General features: G+C 62.6%; 18 protein-coding genes and 1 pseudogene. 10 read left to right on the forward strand and 9 right to left on the reverse strand.

What is annotated here, in order from left to right; genetic code table 11:
• Window positions 1-55 precede the first annotated feature (55 nt).
• Window positions 56-1466, forward strand: a pseudogene (locus tag ABJF10_RS16430) (penicillin-binding transpeptidase domain-containing protein).
• A 49-nt stretch (window positions 1467-1515) separates the two neighbouring features.
• Here the strand turns inward: ABJF10_RS16430 and ABJF10_RS16435 are convergent.
• Entirely contained in the window at window positions 1516-2631 is a 1116-nt protein-coding gene (locus ABJF10_RS16435; protein WP_348545675.1) for an AAA family ATPase, read from the reverse strand.
• 24 nt (window positions 2632-2655) lie between these two features.
• Window positions 2656-3702 carry a phosphate acyltransferase gene (locus ABJF10_RS16440; protein ID WP_348545676.1) on the reverse strand — a complete coding sequence of 349 codons (1047 nt, stop codon included), beginning with the start codon at window positions 3700-3702 and terminating at the stop codon, window positions 2656-2658.
• Between the two features lie 93 nt (window positions 3703-3795).
• Here ABJF10_RS16440 and ABJF10_RS16445 point away from each other — a divergent pair, with 93 nt between their 5' ends.
• Entirely contained in the window at window positions 3796-4596 is an 801-nt protein-coding gene (locus tag ABJF10_RS16445; protein WP_348545677.1) for a histidinol-phosphatase, read from the forward strand.
• Entirely contained in the window at window positions 4593-5450 is an 858-nt protein-coding gene (gene folP, locus ABJF10_RS16450) for a dihydropteroate synthase (RefSeq protein ID WP_348545678.1), read from the forward strand. Before ABJF10_RS16445 ends, folP begins: the two co-directional genes overlap by 4 nt.
• Here folP and ABJF10_RS16455 read toward each other — a convergent pair.
• Entirely contained in the window at window positions 5447-5878 is a 432-nt protein-coding gene (locus tag ABJF10_RS16455; RefSeq protein WP_348545679.1) for a Rieske 2Fe-2S domain-containing protein, read from the reverse strand. The two genes, folP and ABJF10_RS16455, sit on opposite strands and share 4 nt — an antisense overlap.
• Before the next feature lie 53 nt (window positions 5879-5931).
• Here ABJF10_RS16455 and ABJF10_RS16460 point away from each other — a divergent pair, with 53 nt between their 5' ends.
• A complete protein-coding gene (locus ABJF10_RS16460) occupies window positions 5932-6111 on the forward strand; it encodes a hypothetical protein (RefSeq protein ID WP_348545680.1) in 180 nt (59 codons plus the stop codon).
• Here ABJF10_RS16460 and ABJF10_RS16465 read toward each other — a convergent pair.
• Both ABJF10_RS16465 and hisF read right to left on the reverse strand, forming a co-directional pair.
• Complete coding sequence (locus ABJF10_RS16465; RefSeq protein ID WP_348545681.1) at window positions 6108-7001, reverse strand: hypothetical protein; 894 nt, start codon at window positions 6999-7001, stop codon at window positions 6108-6110. The two genes, ABJF10_RS16460 and ABJF10_RS16465, sit on opposite strands and share 4 nt — an antisense overlap.
• A 97-nt stretch (window positions 7002-7098) precedes the next feature.
• A complete protein-coding gene (hisF, locus tag ABJF10_RS16470; RefSeq protein WP_348545682.1) occupies window positions 7099-7890 on the reverse strand; it encodes an imidazole glycerol phosphate synthase subunit HisF in 792 nt (263 codons plus the stop codon).
• A gap of 162 nt (window positions 7891-8052) precedes the next feature.
• Here hisF and ABJF10_RS16475 point away from each other — a divergent pair, with 162 nt between their 5' ends.
• Both ABJF10_RS16475 and ABJF10_RS16480 read left to right on the forward strand, forming a co-directional pair.
• Entirely contained in the window at window positions 8053-9264 is a 1212-nt protein-coding gene (locus ABJF10_RS16475; RefSeq protein ID WP_348545683.1) for a DUF4912 domain-containing protein, read from the forward strand.
• 213 nt (window positions 9265-9477) lie between these two features.
• Window positions 9478-10374 (forward strand): tyrosine recombinase XerC, encoded by an 897-nt coding sequence (locus ABJF10_RS16480; RefSeq protein ID WP_348545684.1) that lies wholly within the window; start codon window positions 9478-9480, stop codon window positions 10372-10374.
• Between the two features lie 156 nt (window positions 10375-10530).
• Here the strand turns inward: ABJF10_RS16480 and ABJF10_RS16485 are convergent, their stop codons facing one another.
• Complete coding sequence (locus tag ABJF10_RS16485) at window positions 10531-11379, reverse strand: hypothetical protein (protein ID WP_348545685.1); 849 nt, start codon at window positions 11377-11379, stop codon at window positions 10531-10533.
• Window positions 11380-11975: 596 nt separating this feature from the next.
• On the opposite strand from ABJF10_RS16485, the gene ABJF10_RS16490 reads away from it, so the two are divergent.
• The 4 genes from ABJF10_RS16490 to ABJF10_RS16505 all read left to right on the forward strand — a co-directional run bounded on the left by ABJF10_RS16490 (window position 11976) and on the right by ABJF10_RS16505 (window position 16110).
• Window positions 11976-13853 carry an ammonium transporter gene (locus ABJF10_RS16490; protein WP_348545686.1) on the forward strand — a complete coding sequence of 626 codons (1878 nt, stop codon included), beginning with the start codon at window positions 11976-11978 and terminating at the stop codon, window positions 13851-13853.
• An 86-nt stretch (window positions 13854-13939) separates the two neighbouring features.
• Complete coding sequence (locus ABJF10_RS16495; protein ID WP_348545687.1) at window positions 13940-14278, forward strand: P-II family nitrogen regulator; 339 nt, start codon at window positions 13940-13942, stop codon at window positions 14276-14278.
• A gap of 182 nt (window positions 14279-14460) precedes the next feature.
• Window positions 14461-14796, forward strand: a complete 336-nt coding sequence (locus ABJF10_RS16500; RefSeq protein WP_348545688.1) for a hypothetical protein — start codon at window positions 14461-14463, stop codon at window positions 14794-14796.
• Window positions 14797-14802: 6 nt separating this feature from the next.
• The gene (locus ABJF10_RS16505) at window positions 14803-16110 is read left to right on the forward strand and encodes a sodium:proton antiporter (RefSeq protein WP_348545689.1); all 1308 of its coding nucleotides are present in this window, start codon (window positions 14803-14805) and stop codon (window positions 16108-16110) included.
• Here ABJF10_RS16505 and ABJF10_RS16510 read toward each other — a convergent pair whose 3' ends face one another.
• The 3 genes from ABJF10_RS16510 to ABJF10_RS16520 form a co-directional block, all read right to left on the reverse strand.
• A complete protein-coding gene (locus tag ABJF10_RS16510) occupies window positions 16111-18162 on the reverse strand; it encodes a DUF6421 family protein (protein WP_348545690.1) in 2052 nt (683 codons plus the stop codon).
• Between the two features lie 33 nt (window positions 18163-18195).
• Window positions 18196-19248 (reverse strand): low specificity L-threonine aldolase, encoded by a 1053-nt coding sequence (locus ABJF10_RS16515; protein WP_348545691.1) that lies wholly within the window; start codon window positions 19246-19248, stop codon window positions 18196-18198.
• Between the two features lie 18 nt (window positions 19249-19266).
• The coding region (locus ABJF10_RS16520) for a LysR family transcriptional regulator substrate-binding protein (protein ID WP_348545692.1) at window positions 19267-19872 on the reverse strand (606 nt) is incomplete at its 5' end.

The following is a 19872-nucleotide window of genomic DNA, read 5'->3' on the forward strand; positions in this document are numbered from 1 at the left end:
GCTGCTCCCGACCTACCAGCGCTACTATCCGAATGGCGGACTGGCCGGCCATATCATCGGTTACGCGGGGCGCACCGGGCGCATGCCCGATGGGCCGATCCAGAACAACGAGGTGCTCTGGCCCGGCGCGGAAGGGCGCGAAGGCCTGGAGCAAACTTTCGACGATCAACTGCAAGGCAAGGAGGGCCAGTACAACATCACCTTCGACCCGAGCGGACGGAAGGCGAGCGAGCAGGTCGTGCTCCCTCCACAGCCGGGCTACAACGTCGTCACCACGCTCGATCTCGACCTGCAACGGCTCTGCGAGCAGACCCTCGAAAAGGGAGTGAAGCGCGGCGCACTGGTCATCGTGGACCCGAACAACGGGGACATCCTCGCCATGGTTTCGTGGCCGACGATCGATCCGAATTGGTTCATCCCGAATATCTCCTCCGATGCCTTCAAGGCGTTGCAGGACGATCCGCAGATTCCGCTGCTGCCGCGGGCGTATCGTTCTTCTTACCCACCCGGTTCGACGTTCAAGATTCCGGTGGGTATTGCGGCCTTGCAGGAGCATGTCATCGAGACGGACAGCGAGTTTAGTTGCCCCTCGTCGATGGAGATCGGCCACATGACCTTCCGCAACTGGAAGAAGACCGGCGCGGGTTCGTTGAACTTTGCCGATGCGCTCACGCAATCGTGCGACACGTGGTTCTATCAAGTGGGGATCAAGACGGGCAGCCGCAAGATGGGTGATTGGGCGTTGAAAATGGGTTTCGGCGCGCACCGGCATTCCCCTGGCGGCGGAGAACGAAGGGCGCATTCCGACCGATGAGTTCATGAAGAAAGTGCACGGGCGCAAGATGCTCGACGGTGACTTGGCGAACTTTTCCATCGGTCAGGGCGACGTACTGGTTACGCCGCTGCAACTCGCGCAGGCCATGGCCGTCGTCGGCAATGGCGGCACTTTTTACCAGACGCGTCTCGTGCGCCAGGTGCAGAGCATCGATGGCAAGATCGTCACGGCCTATGGGGTGCGGGCTCGTTCGCAGATCGATTTCGAGCCGAAGATCTTGAAGGAGGTGAAGCGCGGCATGGTGCAGGTGGTCTCGGACGCCAATGGGACCGCGGGCAAGGCCTCGGTGCCGAATGTGAAGGTCGCGGGCAAGACCGGTACCGCGCAATGGGGCCCGAAAAGCAAGGAACGCACTGCCGCCTGGTTCTCCGGCTTCGCCCCGGGGGACAAACCGAAGTATGCGTTCGCCGCACTGTTCGAGAGCGATGTCAGCAACGCCGAAGTCCACGGCGGCACCGTGGCTGCGCCGCTCATCGGCAAAGTCCTGCGCGAAGTCTTCCAGGACGAAGCCAGGGACAAGAAGGCAAAGAAAAAGAAAGCGGACAAGCCGGACAAACCCGACCCGCAGGAAGACATGGAAGTGCGCCGCGCGGAACCCGTGGAGCCGAAGCAGGAGACGCCGCGGGATTAGCGGGGTGGAAGTGATCAGTAATCAGTATTCAGTCACTGACCACTGATTACTACTCACTGGCCTCCTGAAGCTTCCCGAGCAACCGATCCACTTCCACGTAGCGATCGACGAGAGATTGGATCTTGTCGATTTTCTCCACGTCGCCGGGGAGGGTCTTGACCGTCATCGAATGAATGCTGCTGGCCACGGTGTAGCTGTCGAGCGGTGAGGCGATGGTGGGCACGTCGGAGTTTTTCAGCAGCTCCATGATCGGGGAATTCGGGACGAGATCGCCGGACAACACGAGCCCGGCGATGGAATGACCGTCGTTCTCGCTCAAGGTGCTGGAGGAAAGCGCGGCGAGGATCACATCTTCGCGGTCGCCCGGAGTGATGATCAGCGTGCCGGGTTTGAAATGCGCCATGGCGTGGCCGGAGTTCATCGCCCCAATGACGATCTTCTGCACGCGCCGGCGCGATTTTGTTTTGCCATTGATGAATTGTCCGCGAGTCGTCTTGCAGATCTGGCCGAGCGTCGCATTGGCGAGGATCGGCTCCTCGGGAATGGCGCCGATCAGGTCGATGCCGAGCCGCTTGAGCCCGCGCCGGGCGAAGTCGCAGACGTAATCGTATTTCTCCGGGATGATCTTGTTCAGAATCACGCCGACCAACTCCACGCCTTCCTTGTCGAAGAGCGCTTTGTTCAAGGCCACCTCGTCGATCGGCTTGCCGATGCCGCCGCCGGCAATGAGCAGGACTTTGCTGCCGAGCAGCTTGGCCACGCGGGCATTGGAGAGATCGAACACGGAGCCGACACCCGCATGACCGGTGCCCTCGATGATGACGAAGTCCTTTTCCCAAGCCGCGCGGTCGAAGGAGTGCTGGATGCGCCGCACGAGGAATTCGTTGTTGGAATCCTCGATATATCGCCGCGTAAAGTCCGGCTCCACCGCGATCGGGCTCATGGCTTCGAGGGGCGTGCGGACGCCGAAGGTCTGGTCGATGAGCACGGAGTCCTCGTCGATCCGCTTGCCCTCCACCTCGACGAAGCGCTGGCCCACCGGCTTGATGAAGCCGATGCGTCCGAGGCGCTTTTGCAGGGCGGAAAAGAGCCCGAGCGAAGTGGTGGTTTTGCCCGCGTTCTGCTCAGTCGCGGCGACGAAGAGACGAGGGGTGACGCTATTCATGCGAGGCGCAGATGTTCGTTTTCATCAGGCTTCGCTGGGGGTGTTTGGGGGGTAGAGCTTGCGGTATTCGATGGCCTGCAAGCCGAGGATCGCCGCGACGCCGAGGATGTCGTCTTCAGTCGCGCCGCGCGAGAGATCGGCGCAAGGACGCGAAAGGCCGAGCAGGATTTGCCCGTAGGTTTCCGCGCCGGCGAGATACTGCACGAGCTTGGCGCCAATGTTGCCGCTGTTCAGGTCCGGGAAGACGAGCACGTTGGCTTTGCCGGCCACGAGGCTGGTGGGCGCCTTGCGCGAGGCCAGGTCCGGCAGCAACGCGGTGTCGGCCTGCAACTCGCCATCGATCTCCATCTCGAGCATCTGCTCTTCGGCTTTCTTGCGGGCGAGCGCGGTCGCGGCGGCCACCTTTTGTGGCGAGGCCAGGCTGGCGCTGCCCTTGGTCGAAAAGCTGAGCAAGGCAATGCGCGGTTTGTTGCCGGTGAGCTGGCGGCAGATCGTGCCGGCCTGCACGGCAATGTCGGAAAGTTGCTCGACCGAGGGATCGGGGATGACCGCGCAATCGCCGAAGATCATGACGCCGCGCTCGCCGTAGCGCTTGTTGGAAAGGTCGAGCATCATGCAACTGGAGATGCTCGTCGTGGTCGGCAGTGGCTTGATGAGCTGGATGAGCGGTCGCAGCGCGCTGCTGGCGGTTTCCCGGGCGCCCGTGACCAAGCCGTCTACCTGCCCGTACTGCACCATCATCGCGCCGAAGTAATTCGGGTTGGCCAGAATCTCGGTGGCCTGCTTGGCGCCAAGATCGCGGTAACGCTTGAGCTTCTCCAGCCGCGCGACAAAGGAGGGCAACTCGGACGAGGTCGCGGGATCGATGATGCCGATGTGGTCGAGGCTCACGTCCTCGGCGAGGGCGATCTTCTCGATGTCCTCCTTGCGCCCGAGCACCACCGGCGCGCCGAGCTGCAATTTCACGAAGCGCGCGGCGGCGCGCAGCACGCGCGGCTCGGTGCCTTCGGGGAAGACGATGCGTTTGGGGTGCCGCTTCAGTTTTTGGAAGACGGTCTCGATAAATCTCATGCGGGCACAAGGTTGGCCGCACCGCCGATTCGCGGCAAGCGGAGAGTTCGCGCGTGCTTCATCCGGAATGTTCCGCCAAATTGGCCCCAACCGATGTTTTCCGCGCTCGCCGATTATCATGTTCACACCCCGCTTTGCCACCACGCCACGGGCTGGCCGGTCGAGTTTGCGCGGCGTGCCGTGGAACTCGGCCTGGGCGAACTGGGCTTTGCCGATCACAACCCGATGCCAGAGTATTTCGATGACTGGCGCATGCTCCGCGAAGACCTGCCGCGCTATCTGGAGGAAGTGGAGAAGGCACGGGCCGAATATCCCCAGCTTTCCATTCGCGTCGGCCTGGAGTGCGATTTCCTCGCGGGTCGCGAAGCCTGGATCGAGGAGCTCGCCGTCATGGCGAAGTGGGACTATTTCATCGGCAGCGTGCATTACCTGCGCGACGGCCTGGAGGTCGACAACCCGAAGTACGTCGGTCGGCACGTGGGTCACGCCGAGGAGATCTGGACGAGTTACTGGCAGGGTTACGAGCAGTGTATACGCAGTGGGTTGTTCGATTTCGTCGCGCACCCCGACCTGCCCAAGAAGTTCGGGTTTCGTCCCGAAGGGGATCTGCGCCGCTTCTACGAACCCGCCATCGCTGCCCTGGCCGAGACGAAGACGCCCTACGAGATCAACACCGCCGGGTGGCGCAAGGATTGCCGCGAGCAATATCCCGCGCGCGAGTTTATCGAACTCGCGGCCAAGGCCGGGGTGCCGTTGCTGATCAATTCGGATGCTCATGCTGTCGAGGAATTAGGTGCTGGGTTTGCGGAAGCTGTGGCCCTTGCCAAGGCGGCGGGCTATACGCAGACGGGCCGGTTCGCGCAGCGGCAGCTTTCCTTCGTGCCGCTGCCGTGAAGCTGGTCCTGCGCGATGTCTCGATCGAGTTCCCGGTGCGTCCGCTGGTCATGGGTATCGTCAATCTCGTGGCCGATTCCTTCAGCGGCGATGGGGTGACGGACATCGATGCCGCCCTCACTCGCGCCCGCCAGCAACTGGCCGACGGCGCGGACATCATCGACATCGGCGCCGAAAGCGCACGGACCAATCGCGGCCCCATTCCCGAGGAAGAGGAGGCCGCGCAACTGCGGCGCTTCATCGAACGCTGGCCGGAGTTGCGTGAAGACAGACCGACCGGCACGCCCTCGCCGCTCCTTTCGATCAATGCCTGGCGGCCGGGCGTCATCCGCCAGGTGCTTCCCCGCGGCGGCGAATTGCTCAATGACATCAGCGGCCTGCCCACCGATGAGAATGCCCGCCTGTGCGCCGACTCGGGAGCGGCGCTGCTCATCATGCACACCGTCGGGGAGCCGAAGGTCGCGCACACCCATGTCGGCTACGACGACATCATGGCGCGCCTCGAGGAGTTCTTCGCCGCGAAAATCGCCCTCGCCGAGCGGGCCGGGGTGGCGCGCGAGGCAATCCTCCTCGATCCCGGCATCGATTTCGCCAAGCAGCGTGGCGACAACCTGCGCATCTATCGTGAGCTCGACCGCCTGCACCAATTCGGCCGTCCGATCCTGCTGCCGGTGTCCCGCAAGACCGTGATCGGCGAAGTGCTCGGGCTGCCCAACGCGGCGGAACGCGATGCCGGGACCGTGGCTTGCATCGTCCAAGGGATGCTGCGGGGCGCCCACATTTTCCGCGTCCACCATGTCCGCGCCGCCGCGCAAGCGGTGCGCATCATTGCAGCCGTGGAAGGCGCCGGTTAGCCAGTGACTGTCACGAGCAGGTGGCCGCGCGCGTCGGTGGAGGTGGCGAAGACGGGCAGGGGACGCTTCGCCGGGCCTTCGGTCACCTTGCCCGTGGGATCGAAGGTCGAGCCGTGGCAGGGGCAATAGAACGTGTGGTCCGCTTCGGCATCGAGTTTGCAATGCCGGTGAGTGCAAAGCGAGGAGAGAGCGGTGAACTGGCTACCACGCCGGACGAGGAAGAATCCGAGAGCGCGGTACTGGGCATAGACGCCTTCGTTCGCATAGCCACTCGCCGGGCCGGCATCGACGACGCGCGCGCTGCCCGGCGCCGGGTTGCTGCCGGAATGGACGGCCTCGCAACCCGCGGCGACGACGGCCGTGGCCGTGAGGAGCAGGAAGCCCCGGCGATCGATCTGGCAGCACTCGGGCGATGGGTCGGCACTCATGTGGTCATGCTAAAGAGGTGATTGATGGTCGGCAATATGCGAGGTTCCCACCGATGAAGCCCGTCTTGCCCTTCTTGCTTCTCGCCAGCCTGCTGACTCTCGCCAGTTGCGCGAGCCAGCCGCCGAAGCCCGCTCCCGGCCGTAAACTGCAGCTGGAGACGATCCGTCATGATTTTGGGACAACTTATCTCTATCGCGATGTAGCCGACCCGGCCGGATCACCCGCGCGTTAGAACTCGAAGACCAGGCTCGTGTAGATCCCGTGGTGGATGTCTTCGCGGGCCACTTCATTCATCGGGAAGACGTAGCCCACGCCGAGGCGGGGCTGAATGGAGCCGATGGCTTTCAGGTTCACGCGAAAGCCCGCGTTGGCCAGAAGGCTGTTGTGCGCTTCGCCATGGTTGAGTTGCTTCTCGCCGGAGATTTCGAACAGGGGAATGAACTGCTGCACTCCCGGGATCGGCAGTTCCTTGTGCTGGAAGGTGACGCCGAAAACGAAGCCGTACTCAAACACATGCAAGCCGCTGTCTTCCCCCGGGCCGGAGAGCATGGAGAGACCGCAGATCGACTGGAGCGAAACATGGGAGCCGAAGCGCAAGTCATTGAAAACCTTGGGCACCCACTCGGCATTCTTGCTCACCTGCGAGGTGGTGGGGATGCCAACTTCGAAAGCCACGCCAAAGGTGGTGTCAAAGAATTCATTGGGCGAAACGTACTGAAAGACCGGGGCGCGCACGCCGATGTCGACGTTGCTCATGCCTCGCTCGACGCCATCGGGCGACGAGTGGCGCTCATAGGGCAATTCGATTTCCAAAGTGACCAAGCCAAACGACTTTTCCAATTCGATCTTCCCTTCATCGGTCCGGGCCGAGCCGGCCCTGGCATGGAACCAATCGACGCGGAATTCGTCATCCACATCCGTCTCGTCGATCAGCATGGGCTCGGGGATCACTCCCGTGCCGTAGGAGCTGCGATGATCAAGCAGGCCGAAGAGGCCGTAGTGCGTGTCGGGCGTGGCGGTGACGGTGGCTTTACCGGTGTCGCCAGCGCGAAGGGAACTTGTAGCGGCGATGAGGAGCAGCGCCGCGAGAATGGTCGCGGCGGAACGGGTGCGGAGGTTCATGAGGCGGCGATGCTAGCGGACGCAGGCGAAGGCTGGCTTGCTTGGGATTGCGATCGTTTGCTCGGAATTGCGGTGGCGGTGGCGGGAGCCACCACCGCTAGGCGCTGACGGTTTCCGGCAGGCGCACCGGTACGCCATGTTCCGCGAGGTAGTGCTTCACGTCCCCGACGGTGTAGGTGCCGAAGTGGAAGATGCTCGCGGCGAGGACGGCGTCCGCCTTGCCCGCGTCGAGGACTTCCGCCATGTGGGCGAGCGTGCCCGCGCCACCACTGGCCACCACTGGAACGCCCACGGCTTCGCTGATGCGACGGGTGATGGTGAGATCGTAGCCGGCCTTGGTGCCATCGGCGTCGATGGAATTGAGGACGATCTCGCCCGCGCCACGTTGCACGGCTTCCACCGCCCAGGCGATGGCGTCGAGGCCGGTGGGCTTGCGTCCGCCTTGCACGAAGACTTCCCAACGGTCGGGCGCCGTCTTCTTGGCGTCGATGCTCACGACGATGCACTGGCTGCCGAACTTCTCCGCGCCCGCGCTGATCAATTCCGGCGTGGCGATGGCGCTGGAATTGATGCTCACTTTGTCCGCGCCGGCGTGGAGCAGGGCGTGCATGTCCTCGGTCGTGCGGATGCCGCCGCCGACGGTCAGCGGCATGAAGCAATGCGCAGCCGTGCGCTGGATCACGTCGATCATCGTGGAGCGCCCGTGTGCGCTGGCGGTGATGTCGAAGAAGACCATTTCATCGGCCCCCTGGTCGTTGTAGCGGATGGCGAGATCCACGGGATCGCCGACATTGCGGAGGCCACCGTCCTCGGCGCGGCCAAATTGGACGCCGCGGGTCACTTTTCCATCGTGAACATCAAGGCAGGGAATGACGCGTTTGGTCAACATGAGTTAGAATAATACAGGAATTAGTCAGGTTTACGCTTACGTGTGACACGTAATTGTAAAGATTGGGCGCAAAATGGGATAAATGTGTTGACGGGAAAAGATTGAACCGATACACGGCGCGGGACGTCCAAGCAGACCGCGTCGTAACGAAGAGATATCACTATGCCCGAATCCAATCCCGATCCAACGAAAAGCAGCGCCTCGACGGCCGCAAAAAAGAACGGTGCCTTCCAGATCGCCAAGGAGCCGGTGAGCGCCAGCGTGGAAGAAGTGGAAGTGCATAAGTTCGAGATCGGATCGGCGACGGAAAGCACGGGCCCGGCCGTACCCGCTTACGAGGACCTGGGGCAATTGCCCGAGACGTATTTTGAGGACACGCTGTTTCTCGTGGCGCGTGATCCGCGCTGGCTGTTCAGCTATTGGGATTTCAATTGGGCGAAGTATCCGGCGAGCGATTTTCGCGGTGGGGCGAAGCAATTTTTCCTCAAGGTGACAACCACCGCGGGTGCGGATGCGGCGCTGGTGGAGATCAATCCCGAGGCGCGCAATTGGTACGTCGCGGTGAACAGCCCGGACACGGCCTACTTCGCGGAGATCGGCTTTTTCAACAAGGCCGGCCAGTGGCAGATGGCGGTGCAATCGGGCGTGGCGGTGACGCCGGCCGATGCGCTGGCCGACGACGGCGCTGCGGATTTTGCGACGGTGCCCGCGCATCTGACCTTCGAGCGGTTGCTCGAGATGGTGAAGGAGAAGATGCAGGAAGGCGAAAGCCTCATCGAAGCGCTGGCCCGGATCGCGGGCGAAGGCCGCCTGGAATTCCGTGCCGGCCTCGCGCCGACCTGGAACGAAGACCAGAAGCGCCTCCTCGCCGCCCTGCTCGGCGACACGCTCGTCGACGGCCTCGGCCTCGGCTCGGAAGAGATCGACCAGCTTCTGCGCAAGCAACTCCAGCAAAAGCTGCACAGCGAGAGTGCCAGCGGGCTTTCCGGCGCATTGCTCGACACCCTCGGGCCGACGACGACGAGTCTCTTCAGCGGCATCGGTGCGAGCTGGAGTGCGCAGCCCTTCAGCGTGAAGCGCGAGCGCGGCTTCTACATGCACGTCAACGCGGAGATCATTTTCTATGGCGGCACGCATCCGGATGCGACCGTGTGGGTCGATGGGCAGGAGATCAAACTCGCGCCCGATGGGACCTTCCGCTACCACTTCACGCTGCCGGACGGCGACTTCGCGATCCCGATCGTGGCGCAATCGCCCGACAAGGTGGAGAAGCGCTCGGCCACGCTGTCCTTCGTGCGCGGCACCTCGCGCAAGGGCGATGTCGGCTCGACCGGCCAGCCCAGCGAGCTGAAGCCGCTGATCGGGAAGAAGTAGTCGCAACGCCCCGCTGGCGATGGGCGATTCGTGCTGGGCGTTGCCTGCATTGAAGTAGCGCGGTTTGATTGACCGCAGAGAGCGCAAAGGACGCAGAGGCTCGCAGAGAAAGAGATGAGAGATCCCATCCGTCTGCGCCCTTTGCGGTAAAAGCAAAGTTCCGTTCGCAGCGGGCTGGCCAGCAGGTCTTTCGTCGCCTACCTTCCCGGCGTCTTGAAACGCCCCAATCGCGATCGCTTCGCCGATGATTTTTTCCGCTTCCTCGAGGTGGAGCGCAATTCCTCGCCGCGCACCCTCATCAACTACCGGCACGCCCTCGCGGAAATCCGCAAGACGCCGAATCTGCCCGCGTGGAAGGAACTGACGCCGGATCATTTCCGGCGCTATTTGTTCGATTGCGCCAAGCGCGGCATCGCCCGGCCGACCATTCGCCTGCACTTCGCGGCGCTGCGCACGTTTTATAAATTCCTCACCGAGCGGCACGGGCTGACCGACAATCCGCTCAAGGAAGTGCAACTGCCGAAGCTGGAGAAAAAGCTGCCGCTGGTGCTCACGGCGAAGCAGATCGACGAACTGCTCACCGCCCCGTTGCGCATCGAGAAATCCGGGCGCGCCCCGGTCTGGATGCCCGCACGCGATGCGGCGATCCTGGAGCTTTTCTACAGCAGCGGGCTGCGTCTCGCGGAACTGGTGGCGCTCGATGTGAGCAGCGTGGACATGTATTCGGAAAGCGTGCGCGTGCTGGGCAAGGGGCGCAAGGAACGCGTCGTGCCCGTCGGCGCGCCGGCCCTGGCGGCGATCCAGAAGTACCGGCAGGAAGCGAACGTCCACGCGGGGCCGCTCTTCATCAGCAAACTGCGCCGCCGCATGGCCCATCCGAACGTGTGGCTGGTGCTGAAGCGCTACCTGCCGCACACCAGCATCCCGATCAAGCTCAGCCCGCACAAGCTGCGGCATAGCTTTGCCACGCATCTGCTCGATGCCGGGGCCGACCTGCGCAGCGTGCAATCGCTGCTCGGTCACGCCAGCCTTTCGACCACGCAGATCTACACGCATGTGACTATCGAGCGCCTGAAAACCGCCTACGACGACGCCCACCCGCGGGCGTGAGCGACCTGAAAACTTTGGCCCGCAAATCACGCGAATGACACGAATGGAATCCTTTTCATTCGTGTGATCTGTGTGATTCGCTGGCATTCCTTTTCCGGTCGCTGAGCGGCATGGGCCGGAAGAATTTCTGACACGATTAGGCACGACTGGGCACGATTACACTGGATCGGCGGGGTGTTGGTCAGTGCTTTCCGGCGGTTCCGGGTGAGCCTTTCCGCGCGCCTTCCGCTTGGCCGGCTGCGGGCGGCCCTCTTCTTCGACCTTGCCCTTCGCCTCTTCGAGAGGATCGACTTCCTTCGGCAGGTCACCCAAGTCGGGATTGGCCTCAAAGAACCCCTCGATCCACTCCTGGCGTTCCGGGGTGAGCGCCCCGTTTTTCCGCCCGACGACATATTCCGCGCGCAACGCGTCGGCGCGCATGCTCCACGTCTCCTCTTCCTGCTCGGATTGGCGTTGCAGTTCGATTTGCAGGAGGCGGTCGCGCTCGTATTCCGACGGCGTCTCCCGGCGCTCCCGCTCGGTGAGCAGGCGCAGGTGCTGGCGCTGATGATCGCCCCGGCGCAACCGGGCCATCTCGCGGGCCAGTTCCAGCACCGCCTGGCGTTGCTGCGGGCCGCTCTCGGCGGTGGCCGCCTCGCGGAAGAGCCGCAACAGGACGACGGCCACCATGGTGGTCACGCGGTCCAGCAGGGCCTCCTCGCCGATTTCGTTGCCCAGTTCCTCGACTTCACTCAAGCACTCGAGGACCAGACCGCGGGCTTCCTGGCTGCGCTGCCAGTCGAGGAAGCCGCCTTGTTTCCAGTCGCTGAGGTTTTGCTCGGTGATGGGCCGACCCTCGAAGAGTTCCTCCAGGCGTTCCTGGATGGTGTCCATTTCATTGAGCCAGGCGACGAGGAGTTGCTGGGGCTCGCCATCGGCGAGACGTTCGTTGAGCCGCTGGCGGATGGCTTGCGGGAGGCGGGCGATCTTGCCCGTACGGGTGGAATACTCGGGGTTTATTTGCATGCGCCCATCTTGCCCCAACTCGACAAAAAAAGTGCATTGCTCCATTGGCTCTGTTGGCTCCATTGCGGAAAAAGTGCAGGAGTGCTCGGTCGAAGGCAGGCGGGCGAGCGATCAGAAAAGGAATGTTACCGCAGTGGGAGGGATGGTTATCTCTTTTCCATCCGCGCCGACCCCCAGTGCAATTTCGGCTTGGGGCGAAGGAAAAATGCCACGCAAATAGCACGTGCAGTGCATGATATGTGGTGTGTAATGGCGTCCGTTACAAGTTGGTGGTTTGATTTGCGCATTTTGGCGTGAATTGAGCGGGGGACGCGCCGGATCGGGCGGTCAGTTGTAAGTTCAGACGGGAAGGGGGTTAATGATTTACAGAGAGGAAATTAACCGGGAGCAAGTCTCTGATTTCATTGGCATAAGTGCTGCTAAGCCGTGGCGACGCAATCGAACCGGTCATCACGCCCGGTTCTACAACCAAGATTAGTGCTCTCGAATCTCCACATACTCATGACCGGATTTTCCCCGTGGCGTAGCGGTCTGTAGCTGTTGGAACGGCGAGAGCACTTTTAACCACCAACAACACAGACATCCATTATCGCTATATGAAACTACGCCAACGAATGGCGCTCCTGGCCGCTACCGCCGGGGCTCTTGGCTGGATGGTGCTCGGGGCACCTTCCGTACAAGCTCAAGACAAACCACCGGAAGCACCCCCCGCTGCCGCGCCGGCTCCGGCCGCCGAGGCACCGAAAGATGCTGCTCCCGCCGCCGCCGCGCCCGCCGATGCGGCCGCTGCACCCGCGGCGAAAACGGACACGCCGGATTCCACGGGGACGACCGCCAACACAGACAAGATCAACGGTGGCAACGCCGGTACGGCAATGGATCTCCAATGGCCCATTCCGGCCGACACTTCGACCATCAATCCCGATGGCAAAGGCAAAGTGACGCCGGACGAAGTGATCGCCAACGTGGCCCACAACAAAATCTCGCTCAACCTGATGTGGACGCTGGTGACGGGCTTCCTCGTCATGTTCATGCAGGCGGGTTTTGCCTTGGTGGAAACCGGTCTGTGCCGCGCCAAGAATGCGGCGCACGTGATGGCGACGAACTTCATGATCTATGGCCTCGGCATGCTCGGGTTCTGGGTCTGCGGCTTCGCGTTCATGTTCGGTAACTACTGGAACGGTCCGGTGGGAATCGGCTGGCAACCTCCGCTGGGCCAGGGCCTGGCGAACCTGGATGGCGGTATCACCTGGACCATCTTTGGCAAGCCCTTCGGCATCATTGGCACCAAGGGCTTCTGCCTTGGGCCATCAGTGTTCGATACCGCGGTCTTCACGCTGTTCCTGTTTGAAATGGTCTTCATGGATACCACGGCGACCATCCCGACGGGCGCCATGGCGGAACGCTGGAACTTCAAGCACTTCATCGTCTACGGTTTCTGGGTCGGCATGTTCCCGTATGCCATTTACGGCAACTGGGTCTGGGGTGGTGGCTGGCTCGCGCAGCTCGGCCAGAACTTTGCCCTCGGCCACGGTGCGGTGGACTTCGCTGGTTCCGGCGTGGTGCACATGTGCGGTGGCGTCATTGGCCTCGCTGGCTCCATTTGTATCGGAGCGCGCCTGGGCAAGTTTGGCAAAGACGGGAAAGCCCGTCCGATGCCTGGCCACGATATCCCGATGGTCATGCTCGGTACGTTTATCCTCGCCTTCGGCTGGTTCGGCTTCAACCCCGGCTCCACGCTCGCGGGCACCGACAGTCGCATCGCGGTGATCGCGGTGAATACCATGCTGGCCGGCGCCGCGGCGTCCGTTGGCGCACTGCTCACGATGTATCTCGTGACCGGTAAACCCGACCCGTCCATGCTCTGCAACGGCCTGCTGGCCGGCCTCGTCGCGATTACCGCGCCTTGCGCCTTCGTCAGCTCGCTGGGAGCTGTCATCCTCGGCTTCATCGCCGGTATCATCGTCGTCTTCTCGGTGTTCTTCTGGGAAAAGCGCGGGATCGACGATCCCGTGGGCGCGATCTCGGTGCACGGCGTCTGCGGATGCTGGGGCGTGCTGAGCGTCGGCATCTTTGCCAACGGCAGTTATGGCGCCGGCTGGGGCGGCGTGCACAAGCTATTCAAGGACGGCGCCTTCCAGATCGTCAACACGAACGCGGATGGGATGCTCAAGACTTACAACGACCTAGTCTCCAAAGGCTGGGCCGACCAGGGCGTGACCGGCATCTTTGGGACGTTCTTCGGCGCACCCGCGGGAGACGGAGCGCAATTGATGGCGCAAATCGTCGACGTGAGCGCGCTGTTCATCTTCATCTTCATCTTCTCGTTCGCGTTCTTCAAGATCTCGAACCTGATCGTGCCGATCCGCTCGAAGCGCGAAGATGAGATCATGGGTCTCGACATTCCGGAAATGGGTGCGGAAGCCTATCCGGACTTCCAACTCACGGACCGTACGTCACCGAAGGTCGACTAATCCTCTACAGGGTACTCCGTCCGGGTCCGGCTGCTTAATGGTTTGTGCAGCCGGGCCTGGCGGAACCCGCAGGAGAACCCAATCGAATGAAAAAAATCGAAGCGATTATCAAGCCCTTCAAGCTGGAAGAGGTGAAGGACGCCCTGGCCGAGATCGGCGTGGAGGGCATGACGGTGACCGAAGTAAAAGGCTTCGGCCGTCAGAAGGGACACACGGAGATCTACCGCGGCAGTGAATACACGGTGGATTTTCTCCCGAAGATCAAGATCGAGGTCGTCGTCACCGACGCCATCGTCGAGAGTGCCGCCGCCGCGATCGTCAAGGCCGCGAAAACAGGCAAGATCGGAGACGGTAAAGTCTTCATCTCACCCGTCTCTGAAGCCGTGCGGATTCGCACGGAAGAAACCGGCGACAAAGCCGTCTAACTCCATCACCAACCTATAAACCCAACGCGGCGTGGCGGGGTCCAATCCCTCGCCACCCGCTCCCCCTGGCAACTACTGATTAACTGATTACTGGAAACTGCATACAAAGTAATCAGTAGTTAGTAATCAGTAAGCAGTGCTCGCCAGGCACGAATCATCAAGAAATTTACTCCTCATCCCCTATGACTCCCACCGTTATTCTCCTGCTCACCATCTCCCTCGCGGTCTTGCTGCTCGGCGGCTATCTCTGGCGCCTGACCAGCAGCCGCTCCATCTTCCTCAATACCATCTTTGGCAGCAGTTGCATGCTGCTCGCCGCGTACCACGCCGCGAGCCACCAGAGGATGGAGTGGGCGATCATGCTCCCGTTTTTTACGACGATGCTCTTTGGCGGCCGGGCGATGGGGACCTGGTGGCGCAGCCGCAAGGATGAGAGCCTGCGTCTGCTCGCCCAACTGATGACGGGGATCGCCGGACTCTCGCTGACGGCTACGATCTCGGCCTACCTGTCACTCTAAGGGGGCGTGGCGGGAACTCTTCCGATAACGCTATTGGGGGCCGGGACAGTTCTCGATCCGAATCCGCTGTTCATCATTCCCTTCGCGGCGTTGCTGCTGTGCATCGCCACGATGCCGCTGCTCCTGCCGAAAGTCTGGGAGCATCATTTCAAGAAGATCGCCTTCGGGCTCGGCCTCGTCGCCGCGCTCTACTATGTCGTCGGTTTGCACGCCGGGGGGCGCATGCTGGGCGTGGCGTGGGAGTATGTAAGCTTCATTTCGTTCATCGGCTCGCTCTTTGTGGTGGCTGGCGGCATTCACATCCGCACCAAGGGCGAAGCGACCCCGTCGGTCAATGCGCTCTATCTCATCGTGGGCGCGATCCTCGCCAATCTCGTCGGCACGACGGGAGCGTCGATGCTGCTCATCCGTCCGTGGATCCGGATGAACAAGTATCGCTTCACGACGTTTCATACGGCATTCTTCATCTTCGTCGTGAGCAATGTCGGCGGGTGCCTGACGCCGATTGGAGATCCGCCGCTCTTTCTCGGCTATTTGAAAGGAGTGCCCTTTTGGTGGGTGACGGCAAAATGCCTGCCGGCCTGGGCAACGGCGGTGGGCTGCATCGTGGCTGTTTTCTATGCGTTGGATCGGGTGAATTTTCTGGCCGCACCGAAAAAGATCCGCGAGATGCAGACGGGGCACGAGGAGTTCAAGATCGAAGGGCTGCGCAACTTCGGCTGGCTGGCCATCATTCTCGCCGCCGTCTTTCTCAAGCAGCCACCAGGCTTGCGCGAGGTGCTCATGGTGATCGCGGCGGTCGGTTCCTACAAGACCACGCGGCGGCCGATCCACGACGCCAACCACTTTAGCTTCGGACCGATCAAGGAAGTCGCGTGGCTGTTTGCCGGGATCTTCGCCACGATGGTGCCGGCGCTCGACTATCTCGAATGCCACGCCGGGGCGCTGGGCATTTCCCAGCCGATCCATTTTTACTGGTTTAGCGGCGTCCTGAGCGGCGTGCTGGACAATGCGCCGACCTATCTCACATTTCTCACCGCCGCCTTCGGTTTGAAGGGGCTCAAGATCGATGATGCGGCCGACGTGGCGCAATTCCTCCAGCAGCACGGTCCGTATGCGATTGCGGTGTCGCTGGGCAGCGTTTTTTTTGGCGCGATGACCTACATCGGCAACGGGCCCAACTTCATGGTCAAGGCCATCGTCGACCACTCCAAGGTCCACACGCCCAACTTTTTTCTCTATATCATCCGCTACAGCATCCCGGTCCTGCTGCCGATCCTGGCGCTGGTGGGGTGGATGTTCTTCCGGAAGTAATCACGCCAGCTTGCGCTGGAGATTGACGTGGAAGTTACCGAGGGGGAATTCATCCTCGTGGACCAGCGTGAGCCAGCGCTTCAGGTCGCGCTCGTCGTTGATCACGCTTTCGCCGGCTTTCCATTGGGAGGCGACATTGGGGCGGACGTAGCGGGAGATGAGCTCGTGGCCGGCCAGCCAGAAAGAGAGCTTCGAGCTGTCCGCGGCATTCTTGTAGAGACGGGCCAGCTCCTCGCGCAGACCGTGAAAGCCGCGCGCGAGAGCGTCCCAATGGATCGTCAGCCGGTTGTCGCGCCAGACGAGGATGTCGTGCTGGTGGAGGTAGGCGAAGAGCAATTGCCCGCCGAGCGCATCGTAGTTGCGCACGCGTGAGCCGGTGATGGGAAAGCGCAGCACGCGGTCGAGGAGGATGGCCCACGTGACGTAGCGCGCGAAGGGGAAGCCTTCCGCGGCGAGGCGGGTGGCTTCCTCGAAACCGCGCAAGTCCACGCGTAATTCCTCGAGAGCGTACATCCAGAATGGGGCGCGCTGCCGGATCATGAAAGGATCGAACGGCAGCTCGCCCATGCTGTGCGAGGCATCGTGAATGAGGTCCCAGAGCGCCACGGTGTCCTCGATGAGCGGGAGCGAGCCGAGCCAGAATTCGAGCTTGGGAAACAGCTCGAGCCCGACAACGCCGGCGGCGCGACGCAGGCAGTTTTGCAAGCGCCGTGCTTCGCGGTCGCAGAAGATGGTGGCGAAATGATTCCACGGCTGGCCGGTGAGGGAGACTGTCTCCGGGAAAAGCACCGCGCACTCGCTGGCGTAGCCATCGGTGAAATCGACGAGATGGCCGGGAACGAATTTCGGGTTGTGGTAGGCGTTGCGTTCCATGCCGGCCAGCCAGTCCGGCCAGGGTAGGCGCATGATGAGCGCCTCGAAGCGCGTGTCGCTGGACGCGTTGGGCGTGTAGAGTGGGAAGAGGACGAGGTGCTCGCGTCCGTCCTGCCGGTGTTGCTGCGGCTGGAAGACCGCCAGCGATTTGCCGAAGTCCGGGTGCGGGAAGCCCGCATCCATCCACGCGTGGAAGTCGCGGGGAACTTGCGCGAAGTATTCCGCCTGATGGGGAAATTGCGGAGCGAGTGCGGCGAGGGCCGCGATGGCTTCGGAGACGAGTGGCGCGGCGGCGGACTGCTCGGGTGGAGCGACGCTGCCATCGGGATTTTGCGTCGCGCGCAATTGATTGATCGCGGTCTTCAACTGGGGCCACGCGTCTGGCGGCGAGGGTGGGGCGAGGCGTTGCGCCGAGTACTGGGCGGCTTTCGGGACCGACAGCCAGTAGAGGATGTTCAGCCAAAGCTGCTCGTGTTGGTACTCCTTGAGATGTTCATCGCCAAAGAGCACGGAGTCCGTGACGAGCACGATGCGCCCGGCGCCGAGCGGGGCGGTAGCGATCAAGCCAGCGTGCGCGGGGCGGGCCCTGGCCGAGGTTTGCCAGGCGATATTGGCCTCGCCTTCGGCGGTGCACCAACCGGTTCGGTAGAAACAGGCCAGCCCGACGCCGTGCACGAGCGGCGCGCCGGGGCTGGGCTCCGCGAGCAGCCATTCCGCATTCTCGTGGACACAGGCCGAGCGGTCGAAGGCGGTGCCGTTCTCAATGCGCAGGCCGGCGGGAGCGAGTAACGCGTTGAGGTTGTCGCCGTATTTGTCGTGTTCGTATTCTGTGATCACCAACAGCCCGCCGCCTGCGCGCACAAAAGCCTGGATGGCGTTGATTTCCTGTTCGCTCAACGCGGGTGAACCGGGGGAGGTGGTGCGCTCCCAGCGGGCGTCGCAGGGATGCGGCAGCACGAGCACATCGGTCTCTGCGAGGACTGCCGGGAGGAGGGGCTGGGCGAGGTTGCGCGCGACGAGGAAATCGCGCGCCTGGAGGACGCTCGCGGCGAGATGGTAGGAGGAATTGGCCGCGCGATCGGGCTCCATCTCGCGGGCGCGTTCTTCCGAGATCGACCAGCTTTCGCTGTGAAACTCGTCGAACAGGACACGGGCGATCTTGCGTTGCTCGGGGTGCATCGGGGCCTCCGTTGCAATCTACGCCAGCGCGCCCTATTTCGCCAATGCCGCCGTATCGCCGACAAAGGCGGCGACGTCTTCCGGCCGCGTGTCCCAGGCGCACATGAGGCGGGCGGCGCCGGTGGGACCGACATCATTGTAGAACTGCCAGCCGCGCGCGTGCATACCGGTGACCACTTGTGGTGGGAGCTGCGCGAAGACCGCATTGGCTTCGCGAGGGTGCGCGATCTCAACGCCGGGCAAGGCGCGCAAGCCGCGCTCCAGTTCGGCGGCCATGGCATTGGCGTGGCCGGCGTGGCGCAGCCACACGCCATCGCGCAGCAAGCCGAGCCATGGCGCGGCGAGGAAGCGCATCTTGGAAGCGAGTTGTCCGCTCTGCTTGCGACGATAGGCGAAATCGCGCGCGAGGTGTCGGTCGAAGAAAACCAGCGCTTCGCCACAGGCCAGGCCATTCTTCGCGCCGCCAAAGCTCAGCACGTCCACGCCCGCTTCCCAAGTGATGGCGCGCGGCGCAACGCCCAGCGCGGCGACGGCATTGGCAAAGCGCGCGCCGTCCACGTGAAAGCGCAGGCCCAGGCGGTCCGCGACGCTGCCGATGGCGGCGACTTCCTCCACGGAATAGACGGTGCCCAGCTCGGTGGATTGCGTGATACTCAGCAGGCGCGTGCGCGAATGATGGATGTCCGTGCGCCGGGTGGCGCCGCGTTCGAATTCCGGATACGCCACCTTGCCATGGACGGCCGGCAATCCTTCGAGGACGACACCGTGCGCAAAGAAACCGGTGGCGCCGCATTCGTCGCTGATGAGGTGCGCGTGCTCGGAGCAAAGGACGCTTTCGAAGGGAGCGCACGTCGTGGCGACGGCCAATGAATTGGCGGAAGTGCCGGTGAAGACGAAGAACACTTCGCAATCCGTCTCGAAGATCTCGCGAATGAGCTGCACGGCCTCCTGGTTCCAGCGATCCTCGCCGTAGCTGGGTGCGTGATCCACATTCGCGGCCTCCATCGCGGCCCACGCTTCCGGGCAAATGCCGGCGAAGTTATCGCTCGCGAAATGCCGGCGGGGAGTGGAGGGGGAGGGATTCATCGTTGCCGGAAGGATAGCTCATCTAAACCGTTCCGACACCTGCTCGCAAAGCCCGATGAATGTTTCCTCCGCCAGCGAGAGGCGGCGGCCGCGCCAGTGCAGGACTCCCCAGCGCCGCCGGAGCTTGCGTTTGCCCAGCGGGAGGGTGACCAGCGAGCCTTCCTCCAGTTCTTTCACGCAGCTCCAGGGGGCGAGGATGGAAATGCCGAGGCCGAGTTTCACCAGTTCCTTGATCGCTTCCATATTGCCGAGGTCGAGCAGGCTGTGCAGGACGATCTGCTCGTTGCGGAAATAGGTCTCGATCATTTGGAAGGTGTAGCTCGTCTTCCCGTAGAGAATGTAGTGTTGCTTCGGGATATCGTCGCGGTTCACCCGGCCGCTTTTCGCCCACGGATGCAGCGGACTGGTGATGAAGACGAGTTCGTCGGTGAAGAGGGGGCGAAATTCCAGCGGCTCCTCGCGGCGCGGTTCGAGATTCACCGCGAGATCGATGCGATGCTGGCGCAGCGCGTCGATCATCTCCGGGGTATCGCCCGGCTCGATGGAGATGGCGCATTGGGGGAAGCTCTCCTTGAACTCGCGCAAGACCGCCGGCAGCACGTGCTGGCAGGCCGTGGTGCTGGC

Source organism: Chthoniobacter sp. (assembly GCF_040003245.1).
GTDB lineage: Bacteria > Verrucomicrobiota > Verrucomicrobiia > Chthoniobacterales > Chthoniobacteraceae > Chthoniobacter.